The following is a 20,037-nucleotide window of genomic DNA, read 5'->3' as shown; positions in this document are numbered from 1 at the left end:
ACCCAGCGTTTTAGCGCCACATATTAACACTGGATGTTGCTGTTTTGGTGCCGGTTCACAGTCAGAACGCTTATGTGTTCGGCTGTTACCTTCAGGACCGGAGGAAGCAAAATAAGAAAGGCTCTGTGGGCAAAACCGTGAAAAAACAAAGACCTGTCAATCTGGATCTCTCAACGATCCGGTTTCCCGTTACCGCAATCGCGTCCATTCTCCACCGCGTGTCCGGCGTCATTACGTTTGTTGCCGTTGGCATACTGCTCTGGTTACTGGGCCTCTCTCTCTCATCGCCGGAAGGCTTTCTGCAGGCGTCCGCCGTTATGCAGAGCTTCTTTGTTAAATTCATCATGTGGGGCATCCTGACCGCGCTGGCATACCACATTGTCGGCGGCGTACGCCATATGCTGATGGATTTTGGCTATCTGGCAGAGACGCAGGTGGTGGGAACGCGTTCAGCGCAAATCTGTTTTGGTATCACCGTCGTGCTTTCAATTCTGGCTGGAGTCCTCGTATGTTAAGCAACGCTTCTGCACTGGGACGCAATGGCGTTCATGACTGGCTGCTGGTGCGCGCCTCGGCGATTGTAATGACGCTCTACGTCCTCTACATCCTCGGCTTTATCGTGATGTCGGATACGCTGACTTACGATCTCTGGCGCGGTTTTTTTGCCTCCTCCGTGACTAAGGTATTCACGCTGCTGACGCTGTTCTCCATTTTAATGCATGGCTGGATAGGGATGTGGCAGGTGCTGACCGATTACGTTAAGCATCTGGCAACCCGTCTGCTGCTGCAGATGGCGATTGTCGTCGCGCTGTTTGTCTATGCCATTTATGGAACTGTCGTTGTGTGGGGTGCGTAAAAAATGAAGTTGCCAGTCAGAGAGTTTGATGCCGTTGTTGTCGGCGCCGGTGGTGCAGGCATGCGTGCCGCGCTGCAGATTTCCCAGTCGGGCCAGAGCTGCGCCCTGTTATCTAAAGTCTTTCCAACCCGTTCCCACACTGTTTCCGCGCAGGGCGGTATTACCGTCGCGCTGGGTAACAGCCACGACGATAACTGGGAATGGCATATGTACGATACGGTAAAAGGTTCCGACTATATCGGTGACCAGGACGCTATCGAATATATGTGCAAAACCGGCCCGGAAGCGATCCTGGAGCTGGAGCATATGGGCCTGCCGTTCTCGCGCCTGGACGATGGCCGCATCTATCAGCGTCCGTTCGGCGGCCAGTCGAAAAACTTCGGCGGCGAGCAGGCTGCGCGTACCGCAGCGGCGGCTGACCGTACCGGCCATGCATTGCTGCATACGCTTTATCAGCAGAACCTGAAAAACAAAACCACTATCTTCTCCGAATGGTACGCGCTGGATCTGGTGAAAAACGCCGACGGCGCTATTGTTGGCTGTACCGCGCTGAATATAGAAGATGGCGAAGTCGTTTACTTTAAAGCGAAAGCCACGGTACTGGCTACCGGCGGCGCGGGCCGTATCTATCAGTCCACCACCAACGCCCATATCAATACCGGCGACGGCGTCGGCATGGCGCTGCGCGCTGGCGTGCCGGTACAGGATATGGAGATGTGGCAGTTCCACCCAACCGGTATCGCGGGCGCGGGCGTGTTGGTAACGGAAGGCTGTCGTGGCGAAGGCGGCTACCTGCTGAACAAGCACGGCGAACGCTTTATGGAACGCTACGCGCCTAACGCGAAAGATCTGGCAGGCCGCGACGTGGTTGCCCGTTCAATGATGATTGAAATCCGTGAAGGCCGCGGCTGCGAAGGTCCGTGGGGCCCGCATATCAAGCTGAAGCTTGATCATCTGGGAAGTGAAGTGCTGGAAGCACGCCTGCCGGGCATCCTGGAGCTCTCCCGTACCTTCGCCCACGTCGATCCGGTGAAAGAGCCGATTCCGGTTATCCCAACCTGCCACTATATGATGGGCGGTATTCCTACCAAAGTGACCGGTCAGGCGCTGACGGTTAACGAGCAGGGCGAAGATGTTGTGGTGCCGGGCCTGTTTGCGGTAGGCGAAATCGCCTGCGTATCCGTGCACGGTTCCAACCGTCTTGGCGGTAACTCGCTGCTGGATCTGGTGGTATTTGGCCGCGCAGCCGGTCTGCATCTTCAGCAGTCCGTGCAGGAGCAGGGCGAGCTGCTGGAAGCCACCGATGAAGAAATCGAGGCTTCGCTGGCGCGTCTGAACCGCTGGAACAATACCGAAACCGGCGAAGATCCTGCCGAGCTGCGTAAAGCGCTGCAAACCTGCATGCAGAATAACTTCTCAGTATTCCGCGAAGGCGACGCGATGGCCAAAGGCCTGGAAGAGCTGAAAGTACTGCGCGAGCGCCTGAAAAACGCCCGCCTGGATGACCGCTCACCAGACTTCAATACCCAGCGTATCGAGTGCCTGGAGCTGGATAACCTGATGGAAACGGCCTACGCCACCGCCGTAGCGGCAAACTTCCGCACGGAAAGCCGTGGCGCACACAGCCGCTTCGATTACCCGGATCGTGACGATGCAAACTGGCTGTGCCACAGCGTTTACCTGCCGCAGAGCGAAAGCATGACGCGCCGCGAGGTAAACATGGAGCCAAAACTGCGCGCGGCTTTCCCACCGAAAGCTCGTACCTACTAGTTTGCGGAGCAAGAGATGAGAATCGAATTTTCAGTTTATCGTTATAACCCGGATGTGGATGACGCGCCGCGCATGCAGGATTACAGCCTGGAGTCGGAAGAAGGGCGCGACATGATGCTGCTGGACGCTTTAATCCGCCTGAAAGAAAAAGATCCGACACTGGCTTTCCGCCGCTCCTGTCGTGAAGGCGTCTGCGGCTCCGACGGCATCAACATGAACGGCAAAAATGGCCTGGCCTGTATCACGCCGGTTTCCGCGCTGGGTGCGGGAAAACGTAAAATTGTTATCCGTCCGCTGCCCGGATTGCCGGTTATCCGCGATTTGGTAGTAGACATGGGGCAGTTCTACACTCAATATGAGAAAATTAAGCCTTACCTGTTGAATAATGGGCAAAATCCTCCGGCACGCGAGCATCTGCAGCAGCCGGAGCAGCGCGAGAAGCTGGACGGCCTGTACGAGTGTATTCTCTGCGCCTGCTGCTCTACTTCCTGCCCATCTTTCTGGTGGAACCCGGACAAATTTATCGGTCCGGCAGGGCTGTTGGCCGCCTACCGCTTCCTGATCGACAGTCGCGATACGGAAACCGGTGCGCGCCTGGATGACCTTAATGATGCTTTCAGCGTGTTCCGCTGCCACAGCATCATGAACTGCGTCAGCGTCTGTCCAAAAGGGCTGAACCCGACGCGCGCTATCGGCCATATCAAGTCGATGCTGCTGGCGCGAAGCGCGTAGATTTTCCGGGAGCCTGGCTCCCGGCTGTTTTATCAGGCCGCGCCTGCAGGCGCGACCGAGGGCAAGCCGCTGACGCGGCGCGGGGCTTAGCTGTTCCGTTACATAATCACGGCAACAAAAAAGCGTAATGCTTTAAGGGATCACAATGCAGAACAGCGCGATGAAACCCTGGCTGGACTCCTCCTGGCTGGCCGGCGCGAATCAGACCTATATAGAGCAGCTCTATGAGGATTATCTGACCGATCCTGACTCTGTCGATGAGGCCTGGAAAACGCTGTTTCAGCAGCTTCCGGGTCATGGAGTCAGGCCAGAGCAGTTCCACTCCACCACTCGCGAATATTTCAAGCGTCTGGCGAAAGATGCCTCTCGCTACACCTCTTCCGTCAGCGATCCCGACACCAACGCCAAGCAGGTCAAGGTGCTTCAGCTGATCAACGCCTTCCGTTTCCGCGGCCACCAGCAGGCCAGACTCGATCCGCTGGGCCTGTGGAAGCAGGAATCGGTGCCGGATCTGGATCCCGCTTTTCACGATCTGACCGAAGCCGATTTCCAGGAAACCTTTAACGTTGGCTCTTTCGCCTTCGGCAAAGAGACCATGAAGCTGGCCGATCTCTTCAGCCTGCTGCAGCAGACCTACTGCGGCTCCATCGGCGCGGAGTATATGCATATCACCAACACCGAAGAGAAACGCTGGATCCAGCAGCGTATCGAATCGGTGGCGGGCCAGGCCTCTTTCTCTACCGATGAGAAAAAAGGTTTCCTGAAGCAGCTTACCGCGGCAGAAGGGCTGGAGCGCTATCTCGGCGCTAAATTCCCGGGCGCGAAACGCTTCTCGCTGGAAGGCGGCGATGCGCTGGTGCCGATGCTGAACGAAATGATCCGCCACGCGGGCAAAAGCGGCACGCGCGAAGTGGTGCTGGGCATGGCGCACCGTGGCCGTCTGAACGTGCTGATCAACGTGCTGGGCAAAAAGCCGCAGGATCTGTTTGACGAGTTCTCCGGCAAGCATAAAGAACATCTGGGCACCGGCGACGTAAAATACCATATGGGCTTCTCGTCCGATGTCGAGACCGAAGGCGGCATGGTGCACCTGGCGCTGGCGTTTAACCCGTCGCACCTGGAAATCGTCAGCCCGGTAGTTATGGGTTCCGTTCGTGCGCGTCTGGATCGTCTGGATGAACCGCGCAGCAGCAAAGTACTGCCGATTACCATCCACGGCGATGCGGCTGTTACCGGCCAGGGCGTAGTTCAGGAAACGCTGAACATGTCGCAGGCACGCGGCTACGAAGTTGGCGGCACCGTGCGTATCGTGATCAACAACCAGATTGGTTTTACCACTTCCAATCCTCAGGATGCGCGTTCTACGCAGTACTGTACCGATATCGGCAAAATGGTGCTGGCGCCAATTTTCCACGTTAACGCGGACGATCCGGAAGCCGTGGCTTTCGTTACCCGCCTGGCGCTGGATTTCCGTAACACCTTTAAGCGGGATGTCTTTATCGATTTGGTCTGCTACCGCCGCCACGGCCACAACGAAGCCGATGAGCCAAGCGCAACGCAGCCGGTAATGTACCAGAAGATCAAAAAGCATCCGACGCCGCGTAAGCTCTATGCCGACCGTCTGGAAGCGGAAAAAGTCGCTACGCTGGAAGATGCCACCGAGATGGTCAATCTTTACCGCGATGCGCTGGACGCGGGCGAATGCGTAGTGCCGGAATGGCGTCCGATGAGCCTGCACTCCTTTACCTGGTCGCCGTACCTCAATCACGAATGGGACGAAAGCTATCCGTCCACGCTGGATCTCAAGCGTCTGCAGGAGCTGGCAAAACGCATCAGCACCGTGCCGGAAGCGATCGAGATGCAGTCGCGCGTCGCCAAAATCTACAACGACCGCGCCGCGATGGCAGCAGGCGAAAAACCTTTTGACTGGGGCGCAGCGGAAAACCTGGCCTACGCCACTTTGCTGGATGAAGGCATCCCGTGCCGTCTCTCCGGCGAAGATATGGGCCGTGGTACCTTCTTCCATCGCCACGCGGTGATCCATAACCAGGCCAACGGCTCTACCTATACGCCGTTGCAGCATATCCATAACGGTCAGGGCACTTTCAGAGTCTGGGATTCCGTCCTTTCCGAAGAAGCGGTGCTGGCGTTTGAATATGGCTACGCCACGGCGGAACCGCGCACGCTGACCATCTGGGAAGCACAGTTTGGCGACTTCGCCAACGGCGCACAGGTAGTTATCGACCAGTTCATCAGCTCCGGCGAGCAGAAATGGGGCCGTATGTGTGGCCTGGTGATGCTGCTGCCGCACGGCTACGAAGGGCAGGGCCCGGAGCACTCTTCTGCGCGTCTGGAACGCTATCTGCAACTCTGCGCCGAGCAGAACATGCAGGTCTGCGTGCCTTCCACGCCAGCACAGGTTTACCACATGCTGCGTCGCCAGGCGCTGCGCGGAATGCGTCGCCCGTTAGTGGTGATGTCACCTAAATCGCTGCTGCGCCATCCATTGGCTATCTCTTCACTGGAAGAGCTGGCTAACGGCGGCTTCCAGCCGGCGATTGGCGAAATCGACGATCTCGATCCAAAAGGCGTTAAGCGCGTGGTGCTCTGTTCCGGCAAGGTTTATTACGACCTGTTGGAAAAACGCCGCAAAAACGAGCAGACCGATGTGGCTATCGTCCGTATCGAACAGCTTTATCCTTTCCCGCACAAAGCGGTACAGGAAAAACTCCAGCAGTATGCGCACGTGCATGATTTTGTCTGGTGCCAGGAAGAGCCGCTGAATCAGGGCGCCTGGTACTGCAGCCAGCATCACTTCCGCGAAGTTGTGCCGTTCGGCGCTTCATTGCGTTACGCCGGCCGTCCCGCTTCGGCTTCGCCAGCGGTTGGCTACATGTCCGTTCACCAGCAGCAGCAGCAAGATCTGGTTAATGACGCGCTGAACGTTAATTAATTAAAGGAAAAATAATGAGTAGCGTAGATATTCTCGTCCCCGACCTGCCTGAATCCGTCGCCGACGCCACCGTGGCGACCTGGCACAAAAAACCAGGCGATGCGGTAACCCGTGACGAAGTGCTGGTTGAAATTGAAACTGACAAAGTGGTGCTGGAAGTGCCTGCCGCTGCCGATGGCGTGCTGGAAGCGATTCTGGAAGACGAAGGCGCGACCGTGACTTCCCGTCAGGCGCTGGGCCGCTTAAAAGAAGGCAACAGCGGCGGTAAAGAGAGTTCTGTTAAAGCGGAAGAGAAAGAGTCTACTCCGGCACAGCGCCAGAGCGCCTCGCTGGAAGAAGAGAGCAACGATGCACTCAGCCCGGCTATCCGCCGTCTGATCGCCGAGCATGGCCTGGAGCCTTCAGATATCAAAGGCACCGGCGTGGGCGGACGTCTGACCCGTGAAGACGTTGAAAAGCATCTGGCGAAAGCGCCAGCCGCGAAAGCCGCCGAGCCAAAAGCAGCTGCGCCTGCCGCCACCGCCGCGCCGCTGGCTGGCCGTAGCGAAAAACGCGTGCCGATGACCCGCCTGCGTAAGCGTATCGCCGAGCGTCTGCTGGAAGCGAAAAACAGCACCGCTATGCTGACCACGTTTAACGAAGTCAACATGCAGCCGATCATGAACCTGCGCAAGCAGTACGGCGAAGCCTTTGAAAAACGTCACGGCATCCGTCTGGGCTTTATGTCCTTCTACCTGAAAGCGGTAGTGGAAGCGCTGAAGCGTTTCCCGGAAGTGAACGCTTCTATTGATGGCGAAGACGTGGTTTACCACAACTACTTTGACGTCAGCATCGCTGTTTCCACGCCTCGCGGCCTGGTCACGCCGGTACTAAAAGATATCGACGCGCTGGGCATGGCGGATATCGAGAAAAAAATCAAAGAGCTGGCCATCAAGGGCCGCGACGGCAAGCTGACTGTAGACGAACTTACCGGCGGTAACTTCACCATTACCAACGGCGGCGTCTTTGGCTCGCTGATGTCCACGCCGATTATCAACCCGCCGCAAAGCGCCATCCTGGGCATGCACGCCATTAAAGATCGTCCGATGGCGGTTAACGGCCAGGTGGTGATCCTGCCAATGATGTATCTGGCGCTCTCCTACGATCACCGTCTGATCGACGGCAAAGAGTCCGTGAGCTTCCTGGTGGCGATCAAAGAGCTGCTGGAAGATCCGTCTCGCCTGCTGCTGGACGTTTAATTCCTGCTGGACGCGGCGCAGGTCGCGTCCACCCTATGTGTGGCTGACATGCCGGCATGATGCCGGATGCGGCCGAGTCTTTTCCGAACTGGATGGATTAACAACATGAACTTACATGAATATCAGGCAAAACAGCTGTTCGCCCGGTATGGTTTACCGGCTCCCGTCGGCTATGCCTGCACCACTCCACGCGAAGCGGAAGAAGCAGCTTCTAAAATTGGCGCTGGCCCGTGGGTCGTGAAATGTCAGGTTCATGCCGGAGGCCGCGGCAAAGCGGGCGGCGTGAAGGTAGTGAAAAGCAAAGAAGAGATCCGCGCGTTCGCTGAGCACTGGTTAGGCAAGCGTCTGACCACTTACCAGACCGACGCCAACGGCCAGCCGGTTAACCAGATCCTGGTAGAAGCGGCGACCGATATCGATCAGGAGCTTTACCTGGGCGCGGTAGTGGATCGCGGCACCCGTCGCGTGGTGTTTATGGCCTCTACCGAAGGCGGCGTGGAAATCGAAAAAGTGGCGGAAGAAACCCCGCATCTGATCCACAAAATGGCGCTGGATCCGTTAACCGGTCCGCAGCCTTACCAGGGCCGCGAGCTGGCCTTTAAACTGGGCCTGAAAGGCAAACAGATCGGTCAGTTCACCAAAATCTTTATGGGCCTGGCGACCATGTTCCTGGAGCGCGACCTGGCGCTGGTAGAGATCAACCCGCTGGTGATCACTAAGCAGGAAGATCTGATTTGCCTGGACGGCAAGCTGGGCGCGGACGGCAATGCGCTGTTCCGTCAGCCAGAGCTGCGTGAAATGCGCGATCCAAGCCAGGAAGATTCCCGCGAAGCGCATGCGGCGCAGTGGGAGCTGAACTACGTGGCGCTGGAAGGCAATATCGGCTGTATGGTGAACGGCGCGGGCCTGGCGATGGGCACCATGGACATCGTTAAGCTGAACGGCGGCCAGCCAGCTAACTTCCTGGACGTTGGCGGCGGCGCAACCAAAGAGCGCGTGACCGAAGCCTTTAAAATCATCCTTTCCGACGACGCGGTTAAAGCCGTTTTCGTTAACATCTTCGGCGGCATCGTACGCTGCGACCTGATTGCCGACGGCATCATCGGCGCGGTAGCCGAAGTAGGCGTGAATGTACCTGTGGTGGTGCGTCTGGAAGGAAACAATGCCGAGCTGGGCGCGCAGAAACTGGCGGACAGCGGCCTGAATATTATTGCAGCAACCAGCCTGAGCGACGCGGCGCAGCGCGTTGTGGCCGCAGCGGAGGGGAAATAATGTCCATTTTGATCGATAAAAACACCAAGGTAATCTGCCAGGGCTTTACCGGCGGGCAGGGGACTTTCCATTCCGAGCAGGCGCTGGCTTACGGCACGCAGCTGGTTGGCGGCGTAACGCCGGGCAAAGGCGGCACCGAGCATCTGGGCCTGCCAGTGTTTAACACCGTGCGTGAAGCGGTGGAAGCCACTGGCGCGACCGCCTCCGTGATTTACGTTCCGGCTCCGTTCTGCAAAGACGGCATCCTGGAAGCGATTGATGCGGGCATCAAGCTGATTATCACTATCACCGAAGGTATCCCGACGCTGGATATGCTGACGGTAAAAGTGAAGCTGGATGAAGCTGGCGTGCGCATGATCGGCCCGAACTGTCCTGGCGTTATTACCCCAGGCGAATGCAAAATCGGCATCATGCCTGGCCATATCCATAAGCCTGGCCGCATCGGTATCGTTTCCCGTTCCGGTACGCTGACTTATGAAGCTGTTAAGCAGACCACCGACATCGGCTACGGCCAGTCTACCTGCGTGGGCATCGGCGGTGACCCGATCCCGGGCTCTAACTTTATCGATATCCTGAAGCTGTTCCAGGAAGATCCGCAGACTGAAGCGATCGTGATGATCGGCGAGATCGGCGGCAGCGCGGAAGAAGAAGCCGCGGCCTTTATCAAAGAGCACGTCACCAAGCCGGTTGTTGGCTATATTGCTGGCGTAACCGCGCCGAAAGGCAAGCGTATGGGTCACGCGGGCGCAATCATTGCGGGCGGTAAAGGCACGGCGGACGAGAAATTCGCTGCGCTGGAAGCGGCTGGCGTTAAGACCGTTCGCAGCCTGGCCGATATCGGCGATGCAGTGAAGGCTGTACTGCCACACTAAACTTACATTCGGTCTGAAGGCGACATTTAAAGCCAGTCTGACGGAAAGTAATAAAAAAGGGTTTATGCTCAGGCATAAACCCTTTATCAATTGCAAGCCGATCATTTTTAGCTCTTTTCCGAACAAAAGGCGCGGCCTTATTTAAATAAAATTTTGGTGAATTTTTTTATTAAGCTGACAGGCTTAACTGCCGACTCCAGAGAGAATCGGTTCGCCAGTTTTTCGGAAAGCCCATTTTTTCCCATGTAACGCATACCGGACTCTGTACCATCAGGCTTTCCAATTGTTCTTTAAGTCCGTCGCTCCATGACAACCGATCGGAAAGATATTTAAGTACGGCCACTTCTACTTTTTAAATCTGCTCAAGTATAATGAGAAGTAATCGGCGATCAAATTCATAGAGATTGATAATCTGTTCGGTGCCAATAATAAAGTGTTTGGGCTCCAGCGGACGAGGAACGCGATCGTCAGTTACAGAGTAAAACGGATAAAAACAGCCACGCAGGCGATAATAACCAATGAAGCGCAGAGCATTTTCTGCAATCTTCTTATCGCTGATTATGAGGCCACGCATCCTGAGTTTGTTGCTCAAATCTTCAGGTCGGCTGGTTGGTTTTTCGTAGGTCACTCTGTTTCGGCTTATTTCCCCATACCTACTACCCAGGCAACTCTCCTGATGCTTTTGGCTGCCAGACACAAATGCAGCCCCGCAGCGGTGGGTTTTCAAACTTTAAATATAGAGCTTGCCGATAATTTTGAACGGTTTTTGATAATCAAGCTTGCGTCTACACGTTAAGGAGAACTTCTCATAAGAAAAAATTAAATAGTTGTCTTTTTTATATTTATATTAAATTCTTGTTCTAATTATTGCTTGTATAGGGGTTTCCATTTAAATTCTGTTAAATTTATATTTGTCAAAGCCTATTTTTTAACATTGTTTAATGTAGATCAAAGAAGAAACTTTTATTTGCGTCTCAGACGCTGGCTAAACACGCGCTTAAGGATTAAATTGCTCTGCGTCAAAAAAGCCGTTTTACGCCATTAATTATAATTGGGTGGATTCTGAGTTGAGCGCAAATTTACTCACTCATTACTCTTCTGGCATATAAAGAGCGTAAATCGCGCTGGTTTTAAGTTCTTTGATTAACAACAGGGTCACTTACAGCCCGATGATTAGCGATCCTGTTCTGCCGTCGCGCCTGGCGCGGGGATAACACTGAGCAAGGAGCAAGGAGTCAATATGTTAGATGTAGTCGAACTGTCGCGTTTACAGTTTGCGCTAACGGCCATGTACCATTTTCTGTTTGTGCCTTTAACGCTGGGGATGGCGTTTTTACTGGCAATTATGGAAACGGTTTACGTGCTGTCAGGCAAACAAATCTATAAAGATATGACCAAATTCTGGGGCAAGTTATTCGGTATTAACTTTGCGCTGGGCGTGGCTACCGGGCTGACGATGGAGTTTCAGTTCGGTACCAACTGGTCTTACTACTCACACTATGTTGGGGATATATTCGGCGCACCACTGGCAATAGAAGGACTGATGGCGTTCTTCCTCGAATCCACCTTTGTCGGCATGTTCTTCTTCGGCTGGGACAGATTGAGCAAAGTCCAGCACCTTACCGTGACCTGGCTGGTGGCGCTAGGCTCCAACCTTTCCGCATTGTGGATTTTGGTAGCAAACGGCTGGATGCAAAACCCGATCGGCTCAGAATTCAACTTTGAAACCATGCGTATGGAGATGGTGAGCTTTTCCGAGCTGATCCTCAATCCTGTGGCGCAGGTGAAGTTTGTGCATACCGTGGCGGCTGGCTACACCTGCGGCGCGATGTTTATTATGGGCATCAGCGCCTGGTATCTGCTGCGCGGGCGCGATACCGCCTTTGCTAAACGCTCGTTCGCCATCGCTGCCAGTTTCGGTATGGCTGCCGTGCTGGCAGTAATTCTGCTGGGCGACGAATCGGGTTACGTAGTTGGGGATGTGCAGAAAACTAAGCTTGCCGCCATCGAGGCGGAGTGGGAAACGCAGCCGGCACCAGCGCCCTTTACGCTGTTTGGTTTACCCGATCAGCAGGCGCAGCAAAACCGTTACGCCGTTCATATTCCCTGGGCGCTTGGGTTGATCGCTACCCGCTCGGTGGATCAGCAGGTTACCGGTATAAAAGATCTGATGGTGCAGCACGAAATCCGCATTCGCAACGGCATGCACGCCTATCGCCTGCTGGAGCAACTGAGGGAAGGGAACAGCGATCCGGCAGTACGCGCTGCTTTTGATAAGGCAAAACAAGATCTGGGCTATGGGCTGCTGCTGAAACGCTATACGCCAAACGTTGCCGACGCCAGCGAGGCGCAAATCCGCCAGGCTACGCAGGATTCAATTCCTCCAGTTGCGCCACTCTATTTCTCTTTCCGCATTATGGTGGCATGTGGCGTGCTGATGCTGCTACTCACCGTCTGCTGCTTCTGGAGCGTTATCCGCAACCGCATCGGCAAGAGCAGGTTGCTGCTGAAATGCGCGCTATACGGTATTCCGCTACCGTGGATTGCGGCAGAAGCGGGCTGGTTCGTTGCGGAATATGGTCGTCAGCCGTGGGCGATTGGCGAAGTTCTGCCGACGGCAGTCGCTAACTCCTCGCTAACAGTCGGTCAGATCCTCTTTTCGCTGCTGCTAATCTGCGGCCTTTACACGCTGTTCCTGATCGCCGAAATGTATCTAATGTTCCGCTTCGCCAGGCTTGGGCCGAGCAGCCTGAAGACCGGGCGTTACCATTTCGAACAGGCTATTAGCACCGGAACAGGAGCTTGATCATGATTACCTATGAACTGCTGCGTTTTGTCTGGTGGCTGCTGATTGGCATACTGCTGATTGGCTTTGCGGTCACCGACGGCTTTGATATGGGCGTAGGCATGCTGGGCCGTCTTATCGGCCGTAACGATGTCGAACGCCGCATAATGATTAATACCATAGCGCCGCACTGGGACGGTAACCAGGTTTGGCTAATCACCGCTGGTGGCGCGCTGTTCGCTGCATGGCCAATGGTTTACGCTGCCGCTTTTTCCGGCTTCTATGTGGCGATGATCCTGGTGCTGGCCTCGCTGTTTTTCCGGCCTGTTGGTTTTGACTATCGGTCGAAAATTGAGGATCCCCGCTGGCGCGGCCTCTGGGACTGGGGCATTTTTGTCGGCAGCTTTGTGCCGCCGCTGGTGATCGGCGTGGCTTTCGGTAACCTGCTGCAGGGCGTGCCTTTTTATGCCGATGAATATCTGCGCCTCTTCTATACCGGCAGCTTCTTTCAACTGCTAAACCCCTTTGCGCTGCTAACGGGCGTGGTCAGCGTAACCATGATCCTGACCCAGGGCGCCACTTATTTGCAGATGCGCACCACGGGCGAGCTGCATTTAAGATCGAAAGCGATCGCGCAGATCGCCACTCTGGTGATGCTGGTCTGCTTTGTGTTAGCGGGCGTCTGGGTGAAGTACGGTCTTGAAGGCTATCAGCTGGTCTCCACGCTGGATCACAATGCGGCATCCAATCCGCTGGCGAAAGAAGTTACCCGCAAGGCTGGTGCCTGGCTGGTCAACTTTAATCAAATGCCGCTGCTGTGGGCCATTCCGGTGCTGGGCGTAGCGCTGCCGTTAGTGACGGCGCTTTTCGCAAGGGTGAACAAAGCGGGCTGGGCGTTTTTATGCTCTTCATTAACCATGGCCTGCGTGATCCTGACAGCAGGCATAGCGATGTTCCCGTTTGTGATGCCTTCCAGCAGCGTGCTGAACCATAGCCTGACGATGTGGGATGCGACCTCCAGTTTGCTGACGCTAAAAATCATGACGGTAACGGCCATTATCTTCGTGCCGATCATCCTGATTTACAGTACCTGGTGCTATTACAAAATGTTTGGCCGCGTGACGCGTGAACAGATCGAAGCCAACACGCATTCTCTTTACTGAATAAGGAGCTGAACCATGTGGTATTTTGCCTGGATCCTCGGCACGCTGCTGGCCTGTGCCATCGGTGTGATTACCGCGCTGGCTATTGAGCATCTTGAAGAAAGCGCATAGCCACCTGCGCACCTCGTTGTTATCCATCCTTCTGCTAAACGGGCCGCCTTGTCGGCCCGTTTCTCCTCTGGTTCGCGTTCTTTTTTTAACCTGGTTTGTGTCAATAAAGGTTTAAGATTTCTCTTTAAATCCGCGGAATTGTTTCCGGAAGATAATTATTTTGTTTAGCCTCTGGCAATCCATTCCAAAGGCGTATGCTCTTGCGTATAGTAGCAACGGTTAAAAAGTTATACCGGGATGTAGAGTGAGTACAACGCTGTTTCGATGGCCGGTGCGTGTCTACTATGAAGACACCGATGCCGGTGGTGTGGTCTACCATGCCAGCTATGTCGCTTTTTATGAACGGGCACGAACCGAGATGCTGCGCCAGCACCATTTCAGCCAACAGACGCTGCTGGAACAGCAGGTCGGGTTTGTCGTGCGTCGTCTCACGGTCGATTACCTGGCTGCCGCGCGTCTGGATGAACTTCTGGAGGTACAAAGCGAGGTGGTCAAAATGACCAGAACGACCATGACATTCGCACAACGTATTGTTAATGCAGAAGGCCGGACGCTGAACGAAGCCGAAGTGCTGATCGCCTGCATCAATCCACATCTGATGAAGCCCATTGCGCTTCCCAAGTCTATTGTCGCGGAGTTCAAGCAGTGACTGACATGAACATTCTTGATTTGTTCCTGAAGGCGAGCCTTCTGGTCAAACTTATCATGGTGATTTTGATTGGCTTTTCCATCGCCTCCTGGGCAATCATTATTCAGCGCACCCGCATTCTGAATGCGGCGGGCCGCGAAGCTGACGCCTTTGAAGACAAGTTCTGGTCGGGCATTGAGCTGTCGCGTCTCTACCAGGAAAGCCAGGCGCGCCGCGACGAGCTGGCGGGTTCCGAACAGATTTTCTACGCGGGCTTTAAAGAGTTCGCCCGGCTGCATCGCGCCAACAACCATGCGCCGGAAGCGGTAGTGGAAGGCGCGACCCGCGCCATGCGCATCTCGCTGAACCGCGAGCTGGAAACGCTGGAAAACCATATTCCTTTCCTCGGCACCGTGGGTTCGATCAGTCCCTATATTGGCCTGTTCGGCACGGTCTGGGGCATCATGCACGCCTTTATCGCGCTGGGCGCGGTAAAACAGGCCACGCTACAGATGGTTGCGCCGGGGATCGCAGAAGCGCTGATCGCCACCGCAATCGGCCTGTTTGCGGCTATTCCAGCGGTAATGGCTTATAACCGCCTGAATCAGCGCGTCAACAAGCTGGAGCAGAACTACGACAACTTTATGGAAGAGTTCACCGCCATTCTGCATCGTCAGGCATTCTCCAGCGAGAACAGCAGGTAGGAGTGACCTATGGCCAGAACGCGTGGTCGCGGCAAACGCGACCTGAAGTCCGAAATCAACATTGTTCCGCTGCTCGACGTTCTGCTGGTACTGCTGCTGATCTTTATGGCGACGGCGCCGATCATCACCCAGAGCGTAGAGGTGGATCTGCCGGACGCAACGGATTCCAAAACGGTTGCCAGCGATGATAATCCGCCGGTGATTGTCGAAGTCGCAGGCGTGGGGCAATACAGCCTGGTGGTCGACCACGATCGCATGGAACAGCTGCCGCCGGAGCAGGTCATAGCTGAAGCGCAGCGCCGCATTGAAGCGAATCCTAAAACGGTGTTCCTGATCGGCGGCGCGAAAGAGGTGCCTTACGATGAGATCATCAAGGCGCTGAACCTGCTGCATCAGGCGGGCGTAAAGTCCGTTGGACTAATGACGCAGCCGATTTAGTTTGGATCGTTTTTGGGAATCGAAAGTGTCGAAGGTAACCGAACAGAACGATAAGTTAAAACGCGCCATTATCATTTCAGCGATCCTGCATATCATTGTGATTGCGCTGCTGATCTGGAGCTCGTTTGACGAACATATCGACGCCAGCAGCGCTGGCGGCGGCGGTAGCGACATTGATGCGGTGATGGTCGATCCGGGCGCTATTGTCGATCAGTATAACCGCCAGCAGAATCAGCAAAGCGACAGCCAGCGCGCCGAGCAGCAGCGCCAGAAAAAGGCGAAGCAGCAGGCGGAAGAGCTACAGCAAAAGCAGGCGGCGGAACAGCAGCGGCTGAAAGAGCTGGAAAAAGAGCGCCTGCAGGCGCAGCAGGACGCGAAAAAGCAGGCGGCTGAACAGGCCGCCGAGCAGAAAAAAGCCGAGGAGGCCGCGAAGCAGGCCGCTGAGGAGCAGAAACAGGCTGAAGCCGCGGCGGCGAAAGCCAAAGCGGAAGCAAAAACGCAGGCGGATGCGAAAGCGGCAGCAGCGGCAGAAGCGAAAGCCAAAGCCCAGGCGGATGCGAAAGCGCAGGCGGATGCCCAGGCGAAAGCGGCGGCGGAAGCGCAGAAAAAAGCGGAAGCCGAGGCGAAGAAAGCCGCTGCCGATGCGAAGAAGCAGGCCGAAGAGAAAGCGGCCGCGGCGGCGGAAGCCGCTAAGGCGAAAGCGGCGCAGGAGGCGAAAGCCAAAGCACAGGCGGACGCGAAGGCGCAGGCCGCCGCCGAGGCAAAGGCGGCGAAAGAAAAAGCCGCTGAAGAGGCGAAAGAGAAAGCGGCCGAGGCAGCGAAGGAAAAAGCGGCCGAGGCGGCAAAAGAGAAAGCGGAAGCGGCGGCGAAGGCTAAAGCGGAGGCGGCCGAAAAAGCGAAAGCCGAGGCGGCGGCGAAAGCCAAAGCGGATGCGGCAGCCAAGGCGAAAGCGGCAGCGGACGCGAAGAAAAAAGCGGCGGCGGACGCGGCAAAAGAGAGCAGCGACGTTGACGACCTGCTGGGCGGTTTGACCTCCGGTAAAAACGCGCCGAAAGCGGGTAAAGCCGGTAGCGCAGGCGCGGCGGGGCAGGGCAACGCGAAGAAAGCGGGCGCCTCGCAGGGAGCGATTGACAGCTATGCAGGGCAGATCCAGTCAGCTATTCAGAGTAAATTTTACGAATGGGAATCCTACAAAGGGAAAACATGTACACTTCGTATCAAGCTGGCTCCTGATGGATTGTTAATCGATGTTAAATCTGAAGGTGGCGACCCTGCGCTATGTCAGGCCGCGTTGGTAGCTGCTAAACAGGCCCGAATACCTAAACCGCCGAGCCAGGCTGTTTATGAGGCGTTAAAGAATGCGCCATTGGATTTCAAGCCGCAATAATTTCGGTATTAGTCGGCAGGTTGAACTATGGTCAACTTGCCGTACTCTATAAATGCACCATTGGTTCGTTGAAACACTGCTAATTATCGTGGACGTAGCGTTCAGGTAAGGGAGAAAAGATGAAGCAGGCATTACGTGTAGCACTAAGTTTCCTGATGCTGTTTGTCGCCGTGGCGCATGCAGAAGTTCGAATTGAGATTACGCAGGGCGTCAATACGGCGCGTCCTATCGGCGTGGTGCCGTTTAAATGGGCCGGGCCGGGCGCAGCGCCGGAAGATATTGGCGGCATCGTAGCGGCGGATCTGCGCAACAGCGGCAAATTCAACCCGCTGGATCGCGCTCGTCTGCCACAGCAGCCGGGCAGCGCGGCGGAAGTTCAGCCAGCGGCCTGGACCGCGCTGGGTATTGATGCGGTTGTTGTCGGGCAGATCCAGCCTGGCGCAGACGGCAGCTATACCGTGTCTTATCAGCTGGTGGATACCTCCGGCAATCCGGGCACCGTACTGGCGCAAAACCAGTATAAAGTGACCAAACAGTGGCTGCGCTACGCGGCGCACACTGCCAGCGACGAAACCTTTGAAAAGCTGACCGGCATCAAAGGCGCATTCCGCACCCGTATCGCTTACGTAGTGCAGACCAATGGTGGCCAGTTCCCGTATGAGCTGCGCGTCTCGGATTACGATGGCTACAACCAGTTTGTAGTGCACCGTTCGCCGCAGCCGCTGATGTCTCCGGCCTGGTCGAAAGACGGCAGCAAGCTGGCCTATGTCACCTTTGAAAGCGGCAAATCGGCGCTGGTGATCCAGACGCTGGCCAACGGCGCTATCCGTCAGGTTGCCTCTTTCCCACGCCACAACGGCGCGCCATCTTTCTCGCCGGATGGCAGCAAGCTGGCTTTCGCCCTGTCGAAAACCGGCAGCCTGAACATCTACGTGATGGATTTGGGTTCCGGTCAGATTCGCCAGGTCACCGACGGTCGCTATAACAGCACTGAGCCAACCTGGTTCCCGGACAGCCAGACGCTGGCCTACACTTCGGATCAGGCTGGTCGTCCGCAAATCTATAAAGTGGGTATTAACGGCGGCGCGCCGCAGCGTCTGACCTGGGAAGGCTCCCAGAATCAGGACGCAGACGTCAGTACCGACGGTAAATCACTGGTGATGGTGAGCACCAATGGCGGTGCGCAACACGTCGCCAGACAAGATCTGGAAACGGGAGCCGTTCAACAATTAACGGACACGTTCCTGGACGAAACGCCGAGCCTCGCGCCAAACGGCACTATGGTAATCTACAGCTCTACTCAGGGCATGGGTTCCGTACTGCAGCTGGTATCGACCGACGGCCGTTTCAAAGCGCGTCTTCCGGCTACCGATGGTCAGGTCAAATTCCCTGCCTGGTCGCCGTATCTGTGATGCATATAAATATGTATGGCAAACAATAATAGGATTGTAGAAATGCAACTGAATAAAGTGCTGAAAGGCTTAATGCTGGCACTGCCAGTTATCGCAGTGGCTGCATGTAGCTCACACAAAAACAACAACAACGACCAGACCAACGGTATGGGCGATGACGCAAACGGCAGCATGAACAGCGGCATGAACGGCGGCAACATGTCTTCCGACGAGCAGGCGCGTCTGCAGATGCAGCAGCTGCAGCGTAACAACATCGTTTACTTTGGCCTGGACAAATACGACATCCAGTCCGAGTTCGCTCAGATGCTGGACGCGCACGCGACCTTCCTGCGCAGCAACCCGTCTTACAAAGTGACCGTAGAAGGTCATGCGGATGAGCGCGGTACGCCAGAGTACAACATCGCCCTGGGCGAGCGTCGTGCTACTGCCGTTAAAATGTACCTGCAGGGTAAAGGCGTTTCCGCTGACCAGATCTCTATCGTTTCTTACGGTAAAGAGAAGCCAGCCGTACTGGGTCACGACGAAGCGGCTTACGCTAAAAACCGTCGCGCCGTACTGGTCTACTAAGAGAAGAATATGATTAGTAACTTCAGACTTCACTTGCTGGGTCTGTCGTTACTGGTTGGCGTAGCGGCCCCCTGGGCCGCTAATGCCCAGGCGTCAATCAGTAACGTAGGGTCAGGCTCGGTCGAAGACCGCGTCACCTCGCTTGAGCGTATTTCCAATGCTCAGGCCCAGCTTCTTCAGCAGCTTCAGCAGCAGCTTTCCGACAACCAGCGCGATATCGACTCGCTGCGTGGTCAAATCCAGGAAAACCAATACCAGCTTAGCCAGATCACCGAACGCCAGAAAGATCTCTATCAGCAGATCGGTAATCTGAGCAGCGGCGCCTCTGCGCAGCCGCAGGCAGCTTCTGGCGATGCGGCTCCCGCCGCTACCGTAGACGGCTCTGGCGGCGGCGACAGCGCCTCTGCCGCGCCGGTGCAGGGCGGAGACGCCAACAGCGACTATAACGCCGCCGTAGCGCTGGTGCTGGAGAAAAAGCAGAACGAGCAGGCTATTACTGCTTTTCAGGCTTTTATCAAAAAATATCCGGATTCAACCTATCAGCCTAACGCAAACTATTGGCTGGGACAGTTGAATTACAACAAGGGTAAAAAAGACGACGCGGCTTATTATTTCGCTACCGTAGTTAAAAATTATCCTAAATCACCGAAAAGCGCCGATGCGCTGTATAAGGTGGGCGTGATCATGCAGGAGAAGGGCGACAGCGCAAAAGCGAAAGCCGTCTACCAGCAGGTGGTCAAGCAATACCCAAACACCGATGCGGCGAAACAAGCGCAAAAACGCGCGGCTGCGCTGTAATTGACCGCCTGAAGGCCATTTTAGCCTGATTTCTGTTCCGGTCGGGTGAAAGTCAGGCAGTTGAACGGGTTATCTGAAAATAGTGGTTGCGCTAAAACGGTAAATCAGTAATATATGCCGCCGTTGCCGGGACATATATCAAAACGTTCCGATAGCGTGAAAGTGGGTCGTTAGCTCAGTTGGTAGAGCAGTTGACTTTTAATCAATTGGTCGCAGGTTCGAATCCTGCACGACCCACCACTAATAAAGTAGTAGCAGTAACCGCATGATGCGGGTCGTTAGCTCAGTTGGTAGAGCAGTTGACTTTTAATCAATTGGTCGCAGGTTCGAATCCTGCACGACCCACCACTA

Annotated in this window: 19 protein-coding genes and 2 tRNA genes; 20 read left to right on the top strand and 1 reads right to left on the bottom strand. The window is 55.5% G+C overall.

The window, feature by feature from the left end; genetic code table 11:
• Nucleotides 1–125 precede the first annotated feature (125 nt).
• The 8 genes from sdhC to sucD all read left to right on the top strand — a co-directional run bounded on the left by sdhC (nt 126) and on the right by sucD (nt 9,693).
• A complete protein-coding gene (gene sdhC / locus ACETPC_RS20735) occupies nt 126–515 on the top strand; it encodes a succinate dehydrogenase cytochrome b556 subunit (protein WP_380184374.1) in 390 nt (129 codons plus the stop codon).
• On the top strand, nt 509–856 hold the full coding sequence (sdhD, locus tag ACETPC_RS20730; protein ID WP_380184373.1) for a succinate dehydrogenase membrane anchor subunit: 348 nt from the start codon (nt 509–511) through the stop codon (nt 854–856). Before sdhC ends, sdhD begins: the two co-directional genes overlap by 7 nt.
• Before the next feature lie 3 nt (nt 857–859).
• The gene (gene sdhA / locus ACETPC_RS20725) at nt 860–2,626 is read left to right on the top strand and encodes a succinate dehydrogenase flavoprotein subunit (protein ID WP_380184372.1); all 1,767 of its coding nucleotides are present in this window, start codon (nt 860–862) and stop codon (nt 2,624–2,626) included.
• Nucleotides 2,627–2,641: 15 nt separating this feature from the next.
• A complete protein-coding gene (locus ACETPC_RS20720; RefSeq protein WP_253454879.1) occupies nt 2,642–3,358 on the top strand; it encodes a succinate dehydrogenase iron-sulfur subunit in 717 nt (238 codons plus the stop codon).
• A gap of 145 nt (nt 3,359–3,503) precedes the next feature.
• Nucleotides 3,504–6,311 (top strand): 2-oxoglutarate dehydrogenase E1 component, encoded by a 2,808-nt coding sequence (gene sucA / locus ACETPC_RS20715; protein WP_380184371.1) that lies wholly within the window; start codon nt 3,504–3,506, stop codon nt 6,309–6,311.
• A 14-nt stretch (nt 6,312–6,325) separates the two neighbouring features.
• Nucleotides 6,326–7,549 (top strand): 2-oxoglutarate dehydrogenase complex dihydrolipoyllysine-residue succinyltransferase, encoded by a 1,224-nt coding sequence (odhB, locus tag ACETPC_RS20710; RefSeq protein WP_380184370.1) that lies wholly within the window; start codon nt 6,326–6,328, stop codon nt 7,547–7,549.
• A 105-nt stretch (nt 7,550–7,654) separates the two neighbouring features.
• Nucleotides 7,655–8,821: an ADP-forming succinate--CoA ligase subunit beta gene (gene sucC, locus ACETPC_RS20705; protein ID WP_380184369.1), complete on the top strand. Its 1,167-nt coding sequence runs from the start codon at nt 7,655–7,657 to the stop codon at nt 8,819–8,821.
• On the top strand, nt 8,821–9,693 hold the full coding sequence (sucD, locus tag ACETPC_RS20700) for a succinate--CoA ligase subunit alpha (protein WP_380184368.1): 873 nt from the start codon (nt 8,821–8,823) through the stop codon (nt 9,691–9,693). The genes sucC and sucD overlap by 1 nt, the downstream gene beginning before the upstream one ends.
• Before the next feature lie 352 nt (nt 9,694–10,045).
• Here the strand turns inward: sucD and ACETPC_RS20695 are convergent, their stop codons facing one another.
• Nucleotides 10,046–10,321 carry an Abi family protein gene (locus ACETPC_RS20695; protein ID WP_380184367.1) on the bottom strand — a complete coding sequence of 92 codons (276 nt, stop codon included), beginning with the start codon at nt 10,319–10,321 and terminating at the stop codon, nt 10,046–10,048.
• A gap of 612 nt (nt 10,322–10,933) precedes the next feature.
• Between ACETPC_RS20695 and cydA the strand changes: the two genes are divergently transcribed.
• The 12 genes from cydA to ACETPC_RS20635 all read left to right on the top strand — a co-directional run bounded on the left by cydA (nt 10,934) and on the right by ACETPC_RS20635 (nt 20,034).
• Complete coding sequence (gene cydA, locus ACETPC_RS20690) at nt 10,934–12,499, top strand: cytochrome ubiquinol oxidase subunit I (RefSeq protein WP_380184366.1); 1,566 nt, start codon at nt 10,934–10,936, stop codon at nt 12,497–12,499.
• Nucleotides 12,500–12,501: 2 nt separating this feature from the next.
• Nucleotides 12,502–13,641, top strand: coding sequence for a cytochrome d ubiquinol oxidase subunit II (cydB, locus tag ACETPC_RS20685; RefSeq protein WP_380184365.1), 1,140 nt, complete (start codon nt 12,502–12,504; stop codon nt 13,639–13,641).
• A 15-nt stretch (nt 13,642–13,656) separates the two neighbouring features.
• A complete protein-coding gene (cydX, locus tag ACETPC_RS20680) occupies nt 13,657–13,752 on the top strand; it encodes a cytochrome bd-I oxidase subunit CydX (protein WP_380184364.1) in 96 nt (31 codons plus the stop codon).
• 244 nt (nt 13,753–13,996) lie between these two features.
• Nucleotides 13,997–14,401: a tol-pal system-associated acyl-CoA thioesterase gene (gene ybgC, locus ACETPC_RS20675; protein ID WP_380184363.1), complete on the top strand. Its 405-nt coding sequence runs from the start codon at nt 13,997–13,999 to the stop codon at nt 14,399–14,401.
• Complete coding sequence (gene tolQ / locus ACETPC_RS20670; RefSeq protein ID WP_380184362.1) at nt 14,398–15,084, top strand: Tol-Pal system protein TolQ; 687 nt, start codon at nt 14,398–14,400, stop codon at nt 15,082–15,084. The genes ybgC and tolQ overlap by 4 nt, the downstream gene beginning before the upstream one ends.
• A 9-nt stretch (nt 15,085–15,093) precedes the next feature.
• Entirely contained in the window at nt 15,094–15,522 is a 429-nt protein-coding gene (tolR, locus tag ACETPC_RS20665) for a colicin uptake protein TolR (RefSeq protein ID WP_380184361.1), read from the top strand.
• A 25-nt stretch (nt 15,523–15,547) separates the two neighbouring features.
• Nucleotides 15,548–16,909, top strand: coding sequence for a cell envelope integrity protein TolA (gene tolA / locus ACETPC_RS20660; protein ID WP_380184360.1), 1,362 nt, complete (start codon nt 15,548–15,550; stop codon nt 16,907–16,909).
• 119 nt (nt 16,910–17,028) lie between these two features.
• The gene (tolB, locus tag ACETPC_RS20655) at nt 17,029–18,321 is read left to right on the top strand and encodes a Tol-Pal system beta propeller repeat protein TolB (protein WP_380184359.1); all 1,293 of its coding nucleotides are present in this window, start codon (nt 17,029–17,031) and stop codon (nt 18,319–18,321) included.
• Nucleotides 18,322–18,363: 42 nt separating this feature from the next.
• Entirely contained in the window at nt 18,364–18,888 is a 525-nt protein-coding gene (pal, locus tag ACETPC_RS20650) for a peptidoglycan-associated lipoprotein Pal (protein WP_380184358.1), read from the top strand.
• A 9-nt stretch (nt 18,889–18,897) separates the two neighbouring features.
• On the top strand, nt 18,898–19,686 hold the full coding sequence (gene cpoB, locus ACETPC_RS20645) for a cell division protein CpoB (RefSeq protein ID WP_380184357.1): 789 nt from the start codon (nt 18,898–18,900) through the stop codon (nt 19,684–19,686).
• Between the two features lie 164 nt (nt 19,687–19,850).
• Nucleotides 19,851–19,926 (top strand) — tRNA-Lys (locus tag ACETPC_RS20640).
• A gap of 32 nt (nt 19,927–19,958) precedes the next feature.
• Nucleotides 19,959–20,034 (top strand) — tRNA-Lys (locus tag ACETPC_RS20635).
• The last annotated feature ends 3 nt before the right edge of the window (nt 20,035–20,037 follow it).

The sequence above is a fragment of the Pantoea sp. sgz302252 genome (assembly GCF_042610525.1).
Lineage (GTDB): Bacteria > Pseudomonadota > Gammaproteobacteria > Enterobacterales > Enterobacteriaceae > Erwinia.
This window is presented reverse-complemented; position numbering and strand designations above follow the sequence as displayed.